15 protein-coding genes and 1 tRNA gene are annotated in these 15,329 nt (G+C 64.5%); 10 read left to right on the top strand and 6 right to left on the bottom strand.

Going from position 1 to position 15,329, the window contains the following annotated elements; all coding sequences use genetic code 11:
• Positions 1-838, bottom strand: an 838-nt coding sequence (gene serC / locus MIC448_RS02255; protein ID WP_036295449.1) for a phosphoserine transaminase, incomplete at its 3' end; no start/stop codon positions are given.
• A 99-nt stretch (positions 839-937) separates the two neighbouring features.
• Between serC and MIC448_RS02250 the strand changes: the two genes are divergently transcribed.
• The 6 genes from MIC448_RS02250 (at position 938) to MIC448_RS02225 (ending at position 5,178) form a co-directional block, all read left to right on the top strand.
• The gene (locus MIC448_RS02250; RefSeq protein WP_036295446.1) at positions 938-1,639 is read left to right on the top strand and encodes a metal-dependent transcriptional regulator; all 702 of its coding nucleotides are present in this window, start codon (positions 938-940) and stop codon (positions 1,637-1,639) included.
• Between the two features lie 220 nt (positions 1,640-1,859).
• On the top strand, positions 1,860-2,765 hold the full coding sequence (locus MIC448_RS02245) for a M23 family metallopeptidase (RefSeq protein WP_081766134.1): 906 nt from the start codon (positions 1,860-1,862) through the stop codon (positions 2,763-2,765).
• A 14-nt stretch (positions 2,766-2,779) separates the two neighbouring features.
• Entirely contained in the window at positions 2,780-3,613 is an 834-nt protein-coding gene (locus MIC448_RS02240) for a M23 family metallopeptidase (RefSeq protein ID WP_081766133.1), read from the top strand.
• Positions 3,614-3,922: 309 nt separating this feature from the next.
• Positions 3,923-4,420 carry an HNH endonuclease gene (locus tag MIC448_RS02235; RefSeq protein WP_036295442.1) on the top strand — a complete coding sequence of 166 codons (498 nt, stop codon included), beginning with the start codon at positions 3,923-3,925 and terminating at the stop codon, positions 4,418-4,420.
• 50 nt (positions 4,421-4,470) lie between these two features.
• Positions 4,471-5,031, top strand: coding sequence for a cysteine hydrolase family protein (locus MIC448_RS02230; RefSeq protein ID WP_036295439.1), 561 nt, complete (start codon positions 4,471-4,473; stop codon positions 5,029-5,031).
• 75 nt (positions 5,032-5,106) lie between these two features.
• Positions 5,107-5,178 (top strand) — tRNA-Arg (locus MIC448_RS02225).
• 210 nt (positions 5,179-5,388) lie between these two features.
• On the opposite strand, the gene MIC448_RS02220 is transcribed toward MIC448_RS02225, so the two are convergent.
• Positions 5,389-6,525, bottom strand: coding sequence for a site-specific integrase (locus MIC448_RS02220; protein WP_036295436.1), 1,137 nt, complete (start codon positions 6,523-6,525; stop codon positions 5,389-5,391).
• A gap of 895 nt (positions 6,526-7,420) precedes the next feature.
• Between MIC448_RS02220 and MIC448_RS02215 the strand changes: the two genes are divergently transcribed.
• The gene (locus MIC448_RS02215; RefSeq protein WP_036295434.1) at positions 7,421-8,707 is read left to right on the top strand and encodes a hypothetical protein; all 1,287 of its coding nucleotides are present in this window, start codon (positions 7,421-7,423) and stop codon (positions 8,705-8,707) included.
• Here MIC448_RS02215 and MIC448_RS16330 read toward each other — a convergent pair.
• From MIC448_RS16330 to MIC448_RS02195, 4 genes are all read right to left on the bottom strand, one after another.
• Positions 8,704-9,591, bottom strand: a complete 888-nt coding sequence (locus MIC448_RS16330; protein ID WP_036295431.1) for a phospholipid scramblase-related protein — start codon at positions 9,589-9,591, stop codon at positions 8,704-8,706. The two genes, MIC448_RS02215 and MIC448_RS16330, sit on opposite strands and share 4 nt — an antisense overlap.
• A gap of 163 nt (positions 9,592-9,754) precedes the next feature.
• Positions 9,755-10,213, bottom strand: a complete 459-nt coding sequence (locus MIC448_RS02205) for a hypothetical protein (protein ID WP_144237966.1) — start codon at positions 10,211-10,213, stop codon at positions 9,755-9,757.
• Between the two features lie 47 nt (positions 10,214-10,260).
• Positions 10,261-10,839, bottom strand: a complete 579-nt coding sequence (locus MIC448_RS02200) for a hypothetical protein (protein WP_036295424.1) — start codon at positions 10,837-10,839, stop codon at positions 10,261-10,263.
• Complete coding sequence (locus MIC448_RS02195) at positions 10,824-11,933, bottom strand: sigma factor-like helix-turn-helix DNA-binding protein (RefSeq protein WP_144237965.1); 1,110 nt, start codon at positions 11,931-11,933, stop codon at positions 10,824-10,826. Before MIC448_RS02195 ends, MIC448_RS02200 begins: the two co-directional genes overlap by 16 nt.
• 252 nt (positions 11,934-12,185) lie before the next feature.
• Between MIC448_RS02195 and MIC448_RS02190 the strand changes: the two genes are divergently transcribed.
• Genes MIC448_RS02190 through MIC448_RS02180 form a run of 3 tightly spaced genes read left to right on the top strand, consistent with a single transcriptional unit; the run spans position 12,186 to position 15,321 of the window.
• Positions 12,186-13,589: a hypothetical protein gene (locus MIC448_RS02190; RefSeq protein ID WP_051512956.1), complete on the top strand. Its 1,404-nt coding sequence runs from the start codon at positions 12,186-12,188 to the stop codon at positions 13,587-13,589.
• Positions 13,589-14,185: a hypothetical protein gene (locus MIC448_RS02185; RefSeq protein ID WP_036295421.1), complete on the top strand. Its 597-nt coding sequence runs from the start codon at positions 13,589-13,591 to the stop codon at positions 14,183-14,185. Before MIC448_RS02190 ends, MIC448_RS02185 begins: the two co-directional genes overlap by 1 nt.
• Positions 14,185-15,321: a hypothetical protein gene (locus MIC448_RS02180; protein ID WP_036295418.1), complete on the top strand. Its 1,137-nt coding sequence runs from the start codon at positions 14,185-14,187 to the stop codon at positions 15,319-15,321. The genes MIC448_RS02185 and MIC448_RS02180 overlap by 1 nt, the downstream gene beginning before the upstream one ends.
• The last annotated feature ends 8 nt before the right edge of the window (positions 15,322-15,329 follow it).

Genomic DNA, 15,329 nt, shown 5'->3' with positions numbered 1-15,329 from the left:
ACGAGGACTCCTGGGGTCGAGCCGATGCCCACGACAGGCCGCCGTTGTCGACGATCCAGGAGAGCTGGTCGCGCAGCAGGAACAGCGTCGCGAGTGCGGGGGTGTTGAGCGTCTGGTTCAGGCGCGAGTTGCTGACCGCGTTGACGAGGCTGAGCGACTCGGGGATGTAGCGGTCGGTTTTGCCGATGCGTTCGATCCGCTCGATCGCGGCGGGGGAGGCGAGGGCGAGCCAGAGGCCCCCGTCGGATCCGAGGTTCTTCTGCGGCGCGAAGTAGTAGACGTCGGTCTCGGCGATGTCGACGTCGACTCCGCCCGCGGCGCTGGTTGCGTCGATGACGGTCAGTGCACCCTCGTCGCCGTGAACCCGCGTGACGGGGGCGAGCACGCCGGTCGAGGTTTCGTTGTGCGGCCAGGCGTACACGTCCACGCCCGCGACGGCCTCTGCGGTCGTGCGCTGCCCGGCGGGGGCGTTGCGCACATCCGGGGCCGCGAGCCAGGGCGCCTTGGCGGCCGCGGCGAACTTGCCGCCGAACTCACCGAAGACGAGGTTCTGCGTGCGGCGCTCGATCAGGCCGAAGGCTGCGGCATCCCAGAAGCTCGTCGATCCGCCGTTCGCGAGCAGCACCTCGTAGCCCTCGGGCGCGCGGAACAGCTCGACGAGCAGCGACCGGACGTCGCCGACGAGGTTCTTGACGGGCGCCTGGCGGTGCGACGTGCCGAGCAGCTCTGCTCCGGCGGTCGAGAGGGCAGCCAGCTGGGCGGGGCGGACCTTCGACGGGCCGCAGCCGAAGCGTCCGTCGGCGGGCAGGAGTTCACTCGGAAGAGAGACGTGGGACATGCCCTCGATTCTAGAGTCGGCCACGACCTGTCTCCGGCCGTGTGACGGCCCGCTGGGTTAGGCTTGCCTTCGCAACCCGGACGCGAGGAACTAGCTGCCATGACCGATCTGATCGATACGACAGAGATGTACCTGCGCACCATCCTGGAGCTCGAGGAAGAGAACATCATTCCTCTGCGTGCGCGCATCTCGGAGCGCCTCGGGCACTCGGGGCCGACCGTTTCGCAGACCGTCGGACGGATGGAGCGAGACGGCCTCGTCGTCGTGTCAGAGGATCGTCGCCTCGAACTCACGAGCGCGGGTCGTCAGAAGGCCGTCGACGTCATGCGCAAGCACCGACTGGCCGAGCGACTGCTCTCGGATGTCATCGGTCTGGACTGGGCGTATGTTCACGAAGAGGCCTGCCGTTGGGAGCACGTGATGAGCGAGCAGGTCGAGCGTCGTCTCGTCGAGCTGCTCGGTCACCCGACCGAATCGCCGTACGGGAACCCGATCCCGGGCCTTGATCAGCTAGGCGATGTGCCCGCTGCGGTGTTTTCACAGGGAGTTGTCGGTCTCGTCCGTCACCTCAACGAGGTCGGCGGTCCCGTCGAAGGCACCGTTCGCCGCCTCGCCGAGCCCGCGCAGGTCGACCCCGAACTGCTCGAGCAGCTGCGCAGCGCCGGTGTGATGCCGGGAGCCAAGGGCAAGTACCGCTACAACGAGGGCTACGTTCTCGTCGAAATGGACGGATCGGACGAAGGACTTGAGCTGCCCGTGGAGGTCGCCGCGCACATCTTCTTGGTCGACGCTTCGGTCTGATTGGATGCGGGAGTGTCCTGTTTCGTCCACAGGCGCCGGCTGTCGAAGTGACAGAACCGTTACCTTCCGGTAACCTCGAAAAGTCCACCGCCGATAAGCCAGGCGGGGGAACTCCCGGCCCGAACGCCCCTCCAGGCTCGTCCACTCGGTCGGCTGAACCACGAACATCGTGGCGACGAGCCAACACCTGCTACGCGGGTGCCGGGGCAGGAGGAAAAGTTTGGCTGAAGAGAACGACTCGCCAGAAAGCGCCCCCGAAGCGCAGGTAGCGAGCCAGGCCCGATGGGGACGGCCGGCTCGGAGCGAGACACAGAAGCCCCCCCAACTTCGCCGAGCGACCAAACTTGAGCGTCGTGCAGCGCGCGAAGAGCGCCCCACGACCGTCCGCACGGGCCGTCGCGGCCCGGTTCGCAGCATCCTGACTCTTGCCGTTGTCACCGGCCTTGTCGCCACCGTCGCCATTCCCGGATACGCTGCCTGGCAGCCCGAGGCTGAAGCAACGACGCTGCAGCAGCTCGCGGCCGACGGAGCACAGACCCTTGTCGTGGCATCGGATATCACGGATTCGACTCTGGCTCGGGGCTCGTATTCGGCAACCACGCCGGATGAGATCTCGAAGAAGAAGGCCGAAGAAGCTGCGGCCGCCGCCGCAGCGGCTCGCGCCAAGGCCATCGCCAGCAATGCTGCGGCGTCGTCGTACGCCATCCCCGCCGGTGTGCCGCTCGTTGCGCCGGGCTCGGGCATCGTCCGACGCCCGCTGCCGTACTTCAACAACTTCGGAGCGCCCTACGCGGGCCACCGCGGCACCGACTACATGGTCGAGCGCGGCACCCCGATCTACTCCGTCGCCGACGGTGTTGTGACCGCATCCACCGATGGTGGCGGCAGTCTGGGTGTGACCATCACGATCATGCACAACATCAACGGTCGCGCCGTGCAGTCCGTTTACGCCCACATGCTTCCGGGCAGCCGCACGGTGGGCGCCGGGGCGACCGTGAGTGCGGGCCAGATGATCGGCCAGGTCAGCGACACCGGACTGGCGTTCGGAACACACCTGCACCTCATGATCCATGTGGATGGCACCCGGGTCGACGCTGAAGGCTGGCTCGCCGCTAACGCGGGTTGATCGAGTCTTCTGTCATGCCTGCGACGCCGCCGACTGACGCTCCCGAGGACTCGAGCCTGGAACGGGTGCGTCCCGGTCATGCGGTATTGCGTGCCCTCGTGCCGCGTCGTGGAGCGACGGGTGGCGCGCGTCAGGCTCCGGCCCGCAGCATCCTGACGCTGGCGATCGTGACGGGACTCGTGGCGACGGTGGCGATCCCCGCGTACGCAGCCTGGAAGCCCGAGACCGAGGCGAAGACGCTGCAGCAGCTCGCCGCCGACGGGGCGCAGACGCTCGTCGTCGCGTCGGATGTCGGCGGCAGCACGCTCGCGCGGGGGTCGTACTCGGCGACGACGCCAGAAGAGATCGCGAAGAAGAAGGCGGCCGAAGCTGCCGCGGCGCGGGCCAAGGCGGCGTTGTCGGGCGGTTCGGTCACGGTAGACCTCGCCAGCATTCCCGCGGGGTCTGGCGCGATCGGTTGGCCGTTGCGCAACATCTCGAACATCAGCGACCGCTTCGGCGCGCGCGGCGGGTCGCACAAGGGCGTCGACATGCTGGCGCCCGCGATGTCTCCCGTGCACGCCTCGGCCGACGGCGTGGTCAGTCAGTCGACCGAGGGTGGCAGCGGTGGGTACGGCGCGTACATCCGTATCGAGCATGTGATCGACGGCGTGCGCGTCAGCACCCTGTATGCGCACCTCTCGTACGGCACCCGCACGGTCGAGGCTGGCCAGACGGTTTCGCGCGGGCAGGTCATCGGGGGTGTGGGCCGCACCGGGTACGCGACGGCGAACCACGTGCACTTCGAGGTGTTCGTGAACAACGCCAAGGTCGACCCGATGCCGTGGCTCGGCCCGTACGGTACTTGAGCTCGCGACACGGCTGAACCTTCGGCATCCGTGAATCTCGCACCCCGAATCGTGGGGTAATCTGACCCCGAACGCTTGCTCGAGCGATGGGAAATGCCGATGGATATCACGCCTCGCATCCGAACCCGGAATGCGCACGGTCGTTACGTCCTTCGTCATCGTGTGGACGGGTGCCACGGCACGACCGTGGCCGCAAGGCGCTGCCCCTAGGGGCGGCGCCTTTTTTCGTCCTCTCAGCCTGTCGCGCCCGCGGGCGTTGCTGTATCGAATACCGCTGAAGCCGTCACGGGCTATTCGAGAGGACACCCGATGCGCACTCTGGTGCTGAACGCAGGATACGAACCGCTGGCCGTTGTGTCGTTCAAGCGAGCTGTCGTGCTCGTGATGAATGCGAAGGCGACGATCATCGAGCGTGTGGAGGGTGATCCCGTGTGGGGTGCCCAGGGCGCAGTCGATCGCCCGGCGGTGATCTTGCTGACACGGTATGTGCGCGTTCCGCAGTCGCGACGGGTGCCGGTCACCCGTCGGGGCGTGCTGCGTCGCGACGGCAACCGCTGCGCGTATTGCGGCAAGGGTGCAACGACGATCGATCACGTGCTGCCGCGGTCGCGCGGGGGAGCGGACTCGTGGGAGAACCTCGTCGCCTGTTGCCTGAAGTGCAACAATTTGAAGGGCGATCGGACACCCGCCGAGATGCGCTGGGATCTGCGGTACGCGCCGCGTCCGCCGCACGGCACGCAGTGGACGGTGCGCGGCACCGAGCGCGCGGACCCGCGCTGGGAGCCGTACCTCGAGCTCGCGGCGTGACTCATCGCTTTGTCGGCGCTTCGGGGCGCTGTGCGTGATCGAATGGACGCATGACCCGAGCTCTCATCGTGATCGACATGCAGCGTGGCTTCGACGACCTCGCCTTCTGGGGGCCGACCGCCAACCCCGTGTGCGAGGCCAACGTGGCGCGTTTGATCGAGGCGTGGGATGCGGCGGGCGAACCGATCGTCGTCGTTCGCCATGACTCGGCGAGCCCGGCGTCGCCGCTGCATCCGTCCGACGACGGGAACGCGCTCGTCGACGTGGTCGCCTCGGCGCCGGCGGCCGTGCTCGTGAGCAAGAACGTCAACTCGGCGTTCTACGGCGACCCCGATCTGGGGGAGTGGCTGCAGGAGCGGGGCATCCGGGAGCTAGTGATCTGCGGCATTCAGACCAACATGTGCGTCGAGACGACCGCGCGGATGGCGGGCAACCTCGGCTACGACGTCACGGTCGTGCTCGATGCGACGCGGACGTTCGACCTCGATGCCGAGATCGCGGGCGTGGGTCGCGTTCGGCGGACCGCCGAGGAACTCATGGCGACGACGGCGCTCGTGCTGCACGGCGGCGGGTTCGCGCGCATCGCGATGACTGCGGACCTGGTTCTCTGAAGTCTGTTGCGCCCGACGGTCCCTGAGCTTGTCGAAGGGACCAGTCATGCGGCCGTCGGTAGACTTGGTGCCCTAGCCTCTGTAGCTCAATGGAAGAGCAGTTCCGTCCTAAGGAAAGGGTTGGGGGTTCGAGTCCCTTCAGGGGCACAGTCTTTTTTTAGCTCTGACCAAGGATTTCTTACTTGGTCAGACCTCGAAGAATGTGTTTTTGGCCGCTTTGTGGCCGCATTATGAAAACCCGTGGGCCGATTTGGGGCGCAAACAAGCCCCTTCGCGGCGCGTCGTTTGAGGTCTCAGAACGCCAAAATTGAGCACTTCGGGCGAGATGTGTCTCGCTAGAAAACTGAGCAATCTGCTCTACGGCGGCTGCGGCCGGGCATAGCGGGTCTGCGGACCCGCCGGCAGCGCCACCAGCGGCATAGCGTCATTCAGCCGTTGCGCGACGGCATCCAGATCGTCGTCGAAGAGATCAGCGTAGGTGTCGAGGGTCATCGCCGCCGACGCGTGTCCGAGCATCCGCTGCACGGCCTTCACGTTCGCACCCGAGCTGATCGCGAGCGATGCGGCGGTATGCCGGAGGTCGTGCGGCGTCAGACGCGGGATCGACGGATCGACCGCCTGGGCGCGCTTCACCGCGTTCGCGAACCATCCCTGCGCGCCGGAGTTGCGCATGTGATTGACGCCGTCGCCGAAGAGCAATCCTTCCGGGCCCTTGCCCGCGCAGGCCTCCTCGATCATCGGAGCGAGCCGCTGGGGGTATGGGACCGAGCGCTTCTCGTGCGTCTTGGGCGTGCCGACATGGATCTCATAGGCGATCATCACGGCGTTCTCCTCGATGACGAAGCGTCGACGCAGTCGATTGACGCTGCGTACCCGCAGGCCCGTCGCCTCGCCCCAGCGAAGACCGGTGTACGCCAGCGTTAGGACCATGGTCGGATGCGCCGAGCATGCCGCCAGCGTCGCCACCTGGTCGTGTGAGAGGTAGACGCGGCGTCTGCCCGGGCCGTTGCGAGGGAGATTGCGGATATGGCGGGCCGGGTTGTTCGTCAGGCGACGATCGTCGATCGCCACATCGAGAATGCCGGCGAGGACACCCAAGGCGCGAAGAACGACGGTGCGCGACTTCTGCGTTGCGAGTTCTGACACCCAATCCTGGACTTCAGAGCGGCGGATCGAGGAGATCTCCCTATGAGCCCAGACCGGAGCGACGTGGTTCTTCCACGCCTGCTCGAGCGTCACGTAGTACGAGAGCTTCGACATCGGCGGGTGCTTAGATCGCAGCCAGCTGTCCGCGAATATCCGGACCGGAACCCGCGACGAGGACGGGTCGATGTAGTCGCCCTTCGACTTCGACACCGTCACCATGGAGAGGTACAGCTTCGCTTCGCGCATCGTCGTGAAGCCGCGCTTCTGTGTCTCGGTGTGATCCGGCTTGCGATAGCGCACGCGGTAGCGGCGTCCCTTCGCCGATTCGTACGGGGTGATGCTGCCCATCTCGACCTCCGCTCATGCCCGGCTCGACGGTCAGTATCGGGACAGTTTCGGACACGGGCCGGTCGCCGTCAACGCGGCTGATGACATATGTGGATAGATGAAGGAGGAGGACGTCAACTGGCTGTGTGTAGAGGGTCCCTCCCTCCGACGCCGATAGCGTAGCGATCGGTCGCGTCTCCGTTCTCGCCGCTCACTCCTTGCAGACTTCGCGCTATCGCGCTCCGCCTAGCAGCCGTTCGACGACGAGCACTGCGCCGCGCCCGCTCGCTTTGGTGGCTAGTTGTCGAAGCAGGCGCGAAGTGTGGATGCGGCCTACTCGTGATGGATCGGGAGCGATGTCGTGCCTGAAGCTGAGGTAGATCGCGCTGCGCCATCTCCCGGGCAGGCAGATAGTTCATTCGCGCTAGGAAGAGGTGCCGGGCGGCCTTGCTCGAAGATCTGAGCGCATTCGATCGATCGCTGGCAGGTCAGCGGCCGCCCACTCCACGGACAGAAGCTCGCTAGGCGCAAGCCAGCGCATCGCAGCGTGCTCGGTCAGCCGGGAACTCCCGAAGAGAGCCCGCAGTAATAGGTGGTGAGCGTCACGATGCCGAACCTTACTCGTGAGTCGTTGAGACAACCTCGTCGGTAAGTGGGCGATGGCACGTGATCAACTTAGCGATCAGATCGCAGGTGGGGGTGGCCGCGACGTTTCTGGTGCGGCGTCGGGGGCCTCGTGATGATGCAGCAGCTAGCGGCGATAACGCTCAAGTCCTCGGAGATTCGACTTCGGGGCTGAAGCAGCATGGCCAGCTGAGACGGCAACGACCGCGGGGCCTCACCGCCCGAGCTCCATGGGTTCAGGTAGCGTGAGGCGCGTCACGAGGCACACCACATTGAACACGGGGACAAATCAGTGAGCGACGAGATCGAGTTGATCAGCGACGGCGATGGCCTAGCACTCATTGGTGACCCGCTAGCCGTTGAGCGGTTCCTGTCTTCCGCCGGAGTCCCGTCGAAGGACTTGCAACTCCATCAGAAGCTCGGAACGGCCTTGAACGCTGGATCCGGGGTTGCTCAGGCCGGATCGCAGATCGCCTCGAGCTCCGGCCGTTGGGTCAAGCTCACTGAGGAATCGGCGAAGGCGCTCAAGGTAGGCAAGGCGATGAAGGGCTCGTCGGACGGGGTCAGTCGCGCGGTGGCCACGACCAGCAAAGGCAAGATCACGAAGATCCTCGAGTTCACAACGACCGGCTCGGTTGGATCGATGCTCACGAACCCAGCGATGCTGGCGGGCGCCGCGGGCATCATGGCGCAGCTGGCCATGGAACAGGCGATGGAGGAGATCACCGAATACCTCGCGGTCATCGATGAGAAGGTCGACGACATCCTCCGCGCTCAGAAGGATGGGGCAATTGCGGAGATGGTGGGCGTGGGCATGGTCATCGACGATGCGATGCTCAGGCGCGAGCATGTCGGTCACGTCTCCGAGGTGACATGGTCTAGCCTGCACGGCGCTGCCCAGACGATCGCAACGACCCAGGCGTACGCTCTGCGACAGCTCGATGCACTGGCCGAGAAGATGGAGAAGAAGTCCAAGGTCGGGGACCTCGCCAAACTCGCGGGGACGGCGGAGGCCACCGTCGAAGAGTGGTTGGCAGTTTTGGCGCGATGCTTCCAGCTCCAGGATGGCCTCGCGGTCCTTGAGTTGGACCGCGTTCTTGCTTCCAGCCCTGATGACCTTGAGAGCCACCGCGCCGCAGTCAGGGCAGGACGGAAGAAGCGTCGCGACCTCATCTCTGAGAGCACCGAGCGCTTGCTGAGTCGGATGGACGCCGCAGCGCAAAGCGCCAATGAACAAGTTCTGTTTCATCCACTGAAGTCCGGCACTGTGGTTCGCTCCGGCAACGAGGTAGCGGCGGACGTCACTGTCTTCCATGAACGGCTGGGCATCGAGTCTGGTCGCGAGGCGATCGAGACGAAGCGCTGGCGAGCGGCAGTTGGGGAGGCCAGAGACACCGCATTTCAGACAGGCAGCAGAGGCGTGGTTGTCGTCGCGCAGCTCGGTGTGCGGACGTTCGAAGGCGCCAAGTCCAGCGCAGAGAAGCTAACTGATGCGGTAGCCGAGCGCCTACCGCATCGGGGTAAAGAGGACTCGCCTCCTGAAAAGAAGACTGGGGAGCAGCAGTTACCGGACCATTAGCGACTGCGTTGGTCGCCGCTGCTCTGGTGGAGAACGGTATCGACGACGAGCGCGGCGGAGACCACCAGGGTCAGCAGCGGATCTTCCAGTTGCCGGTACATTTCGAGGACGTAGTTGTCCGCCTTGGTGAAGCTTTGTTTGCCTAACCCGGCCCAGGTCTTCGTGATGCGACCGATCTCGTTGCCGCGGGGGTCCTGAAGGCTAAAGTCCCAGGCACGCCAACTCTCGGCATTGATCGTTCCCAGAATTTCGCCTTCCGACTCCATCCGAAACCGGATGTTGAATCTGCCGCCAAGCATCGACGCCATGACGCCGAAGTTCTCCTGCGCAATCTGCCCCACAATGGTGCCATCCTCGCGCATGACGACCACCCTTGACTTCAGCATCGTCGCCGGCCGAGTCAGGGTGAGCACCGGCTGCCCGAGCGCGTCGACGATCTGCAAGCGCTTGGTGGAGCTGTCGCGGCCGACAACCAATCGCGACATACTTCTGCCGAACTCTCGCACGCCGCCAACCTTGTGTCCTAGCTGATTGAAAACTTCGTACTCAGCCTTCTTCTCAAAGAGCTTCGCCTTCTGGTTAACGACCAGGACTAGTTCGGTGAACAATGTTCCGCCGCCAGTCCGGGAGGCATCATCGACGCCGAGCTTCTGAATCTGACGCTGCACCTTCTTGTTTGCCGCTGGCGTTTGTACCAACACCTGGGCGGGCGCGCCAGCGGCGGCCTGCGTCACAACAGGCGCGGGCGGCGCCACGATTGGCGCGTCGACCAGCTGGCGTCCCTGCGACCCCACATGCTCAGTCCATTGCGAGCCGTCCCAGTAGCGATGTTCGTGTCGCGCGAACGGATCCGGGAACCAGCCGGCGGGGGCATGAGAACTCATGAATGGAGGCTAACAGCGCGTCGGGCACGGCTCACAAGGGCGTGATCGCCGAGGGTGCCGGCCCGCGACGAGTCTTTGAGAGAGATGTCGCGGGCTGTGCTGGGCGACCAGAGTCGCCGCTAGACGGAGGCGTTGCGTCGGTCCGCCTGATCGGCCGCGGGGGCTAGACGCCATGCGCCTCCCCACCTATGGCGTCAGCGATCTGCGGGGCGATCTCGGCTGAATTGGCGATTCCTTCGCTTGAGTTCAGCGTGAGGACCGCGTTGCCGTAAGCGACGTAGATGCCGCCGAATGAGTCGCTCGCCTCGCCCCAGGTCGCGAGTGTGTCGGCATCAGGGAAGACATTGATTCCGGCGTCGAAGCCGTTGACGCTGATATCGAATCTTGCTTTTGCGCCGGACAGGCCGACTTCCGCTCGGACGGGCTCGGAGTGCTCGATGCCGAGTTCATCGAGGGTCGTTACAAAAGCCTGGACAGACGCCTCGATGTCCGTCGGCGGTTCCAAGGGCGCCTGCGACGCCACGGGCGCCTGTGATTCGGCAGGACTCGCAGGAACCGATGCTGCGGACGTCTCAGGGGCTGTCTCTTCTGAGCTGCCGGTGCAGCCGACGAGCGCAAGCATTGCGAACAAAGATGCGGACGCAACGGCGGCGGTCAGTTTCCTGTGATTCATGGGGTCCCTTTTGCTGGTGTAAGAGGCGATGGGGAAAGGCGTTGTGATTTCGGGAGTTCCTGCGCATAGAGCGCCCGCGACATTCCCAGGTCGACGAGGGCATCGTCCCGCTCGAGAACGATCCCATCTTTCGCAGGGTCAATGCGGTCTGCGAGAAGTGCGAGTTGGGCGAGAGGGCCACTGACGGCGCCCATGTTTCCTCCGGGCGACCCGCCGCCGCACTGGATCCCACTCAGGCCTTCGGAGTCTTCGCCCATCAGGCGCATGACGACAAGGGATGCGGCGTCCCAAGCGGTGTCGGCCGGATATTCGCTCACGTTGCCGTCGCTGAACCATTCCTCGTAGTCAAAGGGATCGTCGGGCGATGGCGCGTCTTCGTCGACATCGGCGGCCAGGGTGACGAACTGCTCCCAGTCTCCGTCGTAGGTCACGGCGACGAAGTCGCGAAGAGTAGTGGCGCGGGCGAGTACCCCGAGGCGCGACGCTGCCCCGGCATCAACGATGATGCCCTCGAACCCCGCGTAGGTCGCCGGTCCGTACACAAGCCGCCGCGGCGACGTCACGCTGTCTGGCATGTGGTCCTCGTCTCGTTCTCAGCCAAAGTGTTCGGTGTGTCCGCCGGCGACTCGAGCGCGAAAGTCGGGACCAAGCGCGGTGCCTTGCGAAGTGCGGTGAGCCAACCGCCGTAGTAATTGCGGATCGCCGCGGGCGACGGGCGACGGATGCCGAGAACTGACTCGCTTTTCACCCACTGTCCGTAACTGGCAAATGTCGGCTCGATGCTGGACACGGATGCCGCGGAGATGAAGTCGACGATCGCCTGCGCGTAGCCCTCCTCGCTGAAGATCAGAAGGCCCTTCTGACGACCCTTGGTGGCGAGCGCGAGACCCATAGATTCGAGGGCATCGTTCCATCCCTCGTAGCGCTTCATGATGGTCTGGCGAGTGGGTGGCCACGGCTTCGCGCCCTTCGCGGATTTGAGTCCCATCGCCTCGAGCAGCTCAGCGCGGAGTTCGTTGTAGCGGCTCCCCGTGATGGTGAGCGTGGGGTCTTCGAGTGCAGTCCGCTGCGCCGCGCCGATGATCCCCAGGATCGTGGCCAGTTCGTCGGCAGTGACGGACGCCTCGACCAGGTGACTTCCAAGTTCGTCCAGCAGCTCCTGGGGAAGGTTGGCGGCAGCCCAAGCGTGATCGGGCTTCAGGCGAAGCTCAGCTCCGAGCAGGTACCAGACGCCCGCTTCGAGGGCGATGTTGGAGAAGGTGTCTGCACTGTTGTCTTGGTCGAAGACGATGCTCGACATTTTCAGCGCATCTTCGGCCAGGTCGGTATTGATTGCCGGAAACAGGTTCTTGATGCGCGCGATCGTCGCCGGCCGAGTGAAGCCTTGGTGTGCGAGATCCGATGCAAGGGGGCCGAACGCCTCGAGGAAGGACTCGCGAGCCTGGGTAGCCGAAGCCTCCTTCACAGCTTGACGGGCAGCGCGCGCCGTCTGTGCGCCCGGGCCGCCTAATTGTTGGGCGATCTGGCGGACCCGCTCCCGCGTGATCCCCTCCTCGCGGCCGATCGCGTCAAGTGTTGCGCCCTCGGCGTAACGTTCGAGAATGCGCTGGTCGCGCTCGCTCATGTGCTTGGTTTCGTTCATCGTGTCTCGTCCTTCAGTGTTGGTCATCCACACGATATCTTATGCGCTCAGCAAAAAGCTACTTGTGCATAGAGCGACACATGTGGCAGGCTCAACGTGTCGGGCCGAAACGCCCGACGGAAGCACCACCCCCGCGGCTCCGGATGGAGTTGCGTTCAGAACACAAGAAACCCGGCAGGGCTTCTGGAGGATCGCTCGTCGATCCGCAGCAGCACAAGCCGGCCTCGGGCCGGTTTTTCTGTTCCCAGAGGCTCCTTCTCGACAGAATGAGGAAGAGCAATGAATCACATCGACACCGACGCAGCGTCCTTCTCCGCCTTTCACGCGGTGATCAAGTTCGACAAACTCGTCGAGCAGACCGTCGAGCGCATCACTCGTTTCTCCGGATTCGTTCCGGCCCGCCACTTCGTGCCTGTGATCGATGTTCTCGACCTGGAAGCGAATCCGCGCTCGTCGAAGGTCGGCCAGGTGACGACGGCCATCCGTGAGTCGATCGAGAACACCCCGAATGACTTCCCCTTCAAGACGAAGGGGATCCTGCTGGGCGCGTCGCGGTACCGCAAGCTCGATCGCGACCGCATTGGTGTGAACTTCGAGAAGCGCAAGGTGGAGGGCATCCTCGACGGCGGGCACAACACGCTCGCAATCGGACTCCACGTCCTCGCGCTGGCCGGTGTGTCGGACGCGCGGATCAAGAAGGTCAAGGTGTGGGACGACTTCCGCACGCTGTGGCACGAGCAGGCAGAGGCCGTAGACCAGCTGCGGGCGAGGGTCCGCGATGGTGAGACATCCGACCTGGATTTTCTCATTCCGGTAGAGCTCATCGTCCCGTCCGACCCCGACGACGAGGTCGTGACCGAGGAGTTCGAGGCGTCTCTGCTCGACATCTGTGCCGCCCGCAACAACAACGTGCAGTTGAGGGTCGAAGCGAAAGCCAACAAGCGGGGCTACTTCGACGATCTCAAGCTGACGCTGCCCGCCTACATCAGCGAGCGGGTGGAGTGGCAGCAGGGCGACCCGAAGCCCGTAAAGGTGGCCGACATCGTGGCCCTCTCGTGGATTCCTTTAGCGATGCTCGATCCGATGCCGGCCGCCGACGACGGCAAGCCGGTCGTTGCCCCCTTGCCGCAGAACCTCTACCGCAATAAGGGCGACTGCGTCGTGCGCTTCGAGCGGCTCATGAGCTCGCCGGTGGTGACGACGGAGCGCGGCGCGATCGCGGAACTGCGCAACGTTCCGGTCTTCAGCGCCCTCGCGATCGCGGGGCAGTTTCCCGAACTGTACGAGCTGATCTACAGGAAGTTTCCCGAGGCGTACAACAAGAATGACGGCAAGTACGGCCGCATTACCGCTGTGAGCAAGATGAACCCCGCGAACGCCAAGACCAAGCCACGCACTCGCTACACCGATCAGGACGCGTCGTACGCGAGCCCCGAGGGCTACATCATTCCTCTCGTCTATGGCCTCACCGCTCTGCTCGAGCGCCGCGACGATGGCACGATCGCGTGGAAGACCGACCCCACGACGTTTCTGAACGATAACCTCACCGAGATCGCCAAGAAGTACAAGGGGATTATGCAGATGATGGACTTTGATCCGCAGAAGATCGGCAAGTCCGGGGCAGCGTATGACGTGGTGCGGGATGCCTACACCACGCTTCTTCTCGCCGGGGTGGCTGCCTGATGGACGACGACATCGAGTTCAACGTCGGTCTCGTGGCGATCGCCATGCGTCCCGAGGACGTCCGCTTTCGTGGAATCTCGGTCTCGACGGGCCGGGGTGGCGCTGAGCAAGAGGGAAAGCTCCGCGAGGCCGTCATCGAGTCGAGCGACGGGCTACGGATGACGATCGGATGCACGATCTGGGATGACGGCTCGGCTGACGTTCAACCCCTCGACTTTCTCGCCGGCCCGAGCGAGTACCGCCGTCTGGAGGCGGCCGGACGCATGACGCTTAACGAGGCGGCAGCGGGTACTCGTGTCGGCCTACTGCGAGCGCTGAAGTACGGCGAGCGCGGCTACCCGACTCTCGCTTCGGTCTCGTGGAGCGACCTCGATGAGTTGGCAGGCGCAGATGCTGCGAACGTGCTCGCCTCACATGGCGCCCGAACCGGCGACTACGTCGAGCTCAAGCCCGGGGCGGGCAAGTACCGCGAGCACCCGGCATTCGCGGTGACTGGCGAGGGGATCGCAGCGGTGTTCGCCGCCTTCGCCATTACGCGGGTGCTGCCGATCATGAAGGGCTTCGGCCGCGACAGCGCGATGGAGGTGTTGCACTGATGAGCGGCGAGTCATTCGTCATGGAGTACCCCGAACGGAACACCTACGGAGAGGTCATGAAGGGATACTTCTCCCTCATGCGGGGGTTCGGGATCGAGTTTGCCAACCGGAGTGATCGGATGTTGGTGCCCGATCTGGGAACCCGCTGGTTCGCCGATTACGTCCAGCGCCGAAACGCAGAGGACCCCGTGCGCGTGCGCTTGCGTCAGTCGCCCGAGGACCCCAGCTTTTTCTTGGGCGAATACCTTCGGGCACCCGAGACGGTCTATCGAACCGTTATCCCAAACACGGGCGACCTTCGTGTTGTCTCGAAGAAGATCGTCGATACCCGCAACACCTGGCTGCACTTCAGTGACGAGCCCTCTGTTTCTCAGCTGCGGGATGCTGCTGACCTCGTCCGCCTGTTCGGCGTCAAGACGTCGATGGGTGTCGAAGCGCCAGCGGCACGAATGATCAAGCGCATCGACCGAATTCGAACGGGTCAGTACCCGCCGCAGGGCTCCGAGCGGCCAGCGGAGACGACGCCGCCAGCTCCTTTTCCCGTCTCCGGCGTCGATGACGAGCCGCCGATCGAGATCCCTTTGGAGAGGATCGAGCGTGCAAGCAGGCCTCCCATCGGCGCCATCTGGCGCGGCGATGTGCCCGACAGACGCGTGCGTGTCACGAGGACTCGGGATGTCGTCGACGTCGCCACGGGGCGTTCCCTTCGCGGTGAGGTCGATGGCCCGCTCGTCGAAAAGCTTCGGCAGTGGACGTCTGCACGCCCCATGGGCGACCTGTGGGTCGACGACGATGGTGCGGTCGGCGGCTACATCGAGGGCCGAGAGCGCCTTCTGGGCTACGCCGGACCCGATCCCGAGAGCGACATCGCTCGCGGCTTCTTGGTGCGGCGCTATTACGACGTAATGGGCGGGAGGCTCGTCGACCTCGACTCAGGAGATCCGCTTGCCGATACGGTGGGTCCAAATGGCACTGATGAGGCGCGTGGGATTGAAGATGCTGTCGTCGCTGTAGCGGAACCTGGAGGCACCATCCGCGTCACGAACTACGGAGACGTGCTGTACATCGACGAGCAGGGCATGGCGCGAGTCGCCGTCGCAACACCGAAGACGTGGTTCCCGGGACACCTGGGATGAAACATAGG

The sequence above is a fragment of the Microbacterium sp. C448 genome, from assembly GCF_000582705.2.
Classification (GTDB): domain Bacteria; phylum Actinomycetota; class Actinomycetes; order Actinomycetales; family Microbacteriaceae; genus Microbacterium; species Microbacterium lacus_A.
This window is presented reverse-complemented; position numbering and strand designations above follow the sequence as displayed.

Excerpts from the sequence above, each read along its gene's own strand:
- MIC448_RS02250 (WP_036295446.1), top strand. The coding sequence starts at position 938 with ATGACCGATCTGATCGATACGACAGAGATGTACCTGCGCACCATCCTG.
- MIC448_RS02240 (WP_081766133.1), top strand. The coding sequence starts at position 2,780 with ATGCCTGCGACGCCGCCGACTGACGCTCCCGAGGACTCGAGCCTGGAA.
- MIC448_RS02235 (WP_036295442.1), top strand. The coding sequence starts at position 3,923 with ATGCGCACTCTGGTGCTGAACGCAGGATACGAACCGCTGGCCGTTGTG.
- MIC448_RS02230 (WP_036295439.1), top strand. The coding sequence starts at position 4,471 with ATGACCCGAGCTCTCATCGTGATCGACATGCAGCGTGGCTTCGACGAC.
- MIC448_RS02220 (WP_036295436.1), bottom strand. The coding sequence starts at position 6,525 with ATGGGCAGCATCACCCCGTACGAATCGGCGAAGGGACGCCGCTACCGC.
- MIC448_RS16330 (WP_036295431.1), bottom strand. The coding sequence starts at position 9,591 with ATGAGTTCTCATGCCCCCGCCGGCTGGTTCCCGGATCCGTTCGCGCGA.
- MIC448_RS02205 (WP_144237966.1), bottom strand. The coding sequence starts at position 10,213 with ATGCTTGCGCTCGTCGGCTGCACCGGCAGCTCAGAAGAGACAGCCCCT.
- MIC448_RS02200 (WP_036295424.1), bottom strand. The coding sequence starts at position 10,839 with ATGCCAGACAGCGTGACGTCGCCGCGGCGGCTTGTGTACGGACCGGCG.
- MIC448_RS02195 (WP_144237965.1), bottom strand. The coding sequence starts at position 11,933 with ATGACCAACACTGAAGGACGAGACACGATGAACGAAACCAAGCACATG.
- MIC448_RS02190 (WP_051512956.1), top strand. The coding sequence starts at position 12,186 with ATGAATCACATCGACACCGACGCAGCGTCCTTCTCCGCCTTTCACGCG.
- MIC448_RS02185 (WP_036295421.1), top strand. The coding sequence starts at position 13,589 with ATGGACGACGACATCGAGTTCAACGTCGGTCTCGTGGCGATCGCCATG.
- MIC448_RS02180 (WP_036295418.1), top strand. The coding sequence starts at position 14,185 with ATGAGCGGCGAGTCATTCGTCATGGAGTACCCCGAACGGAACACCTAC.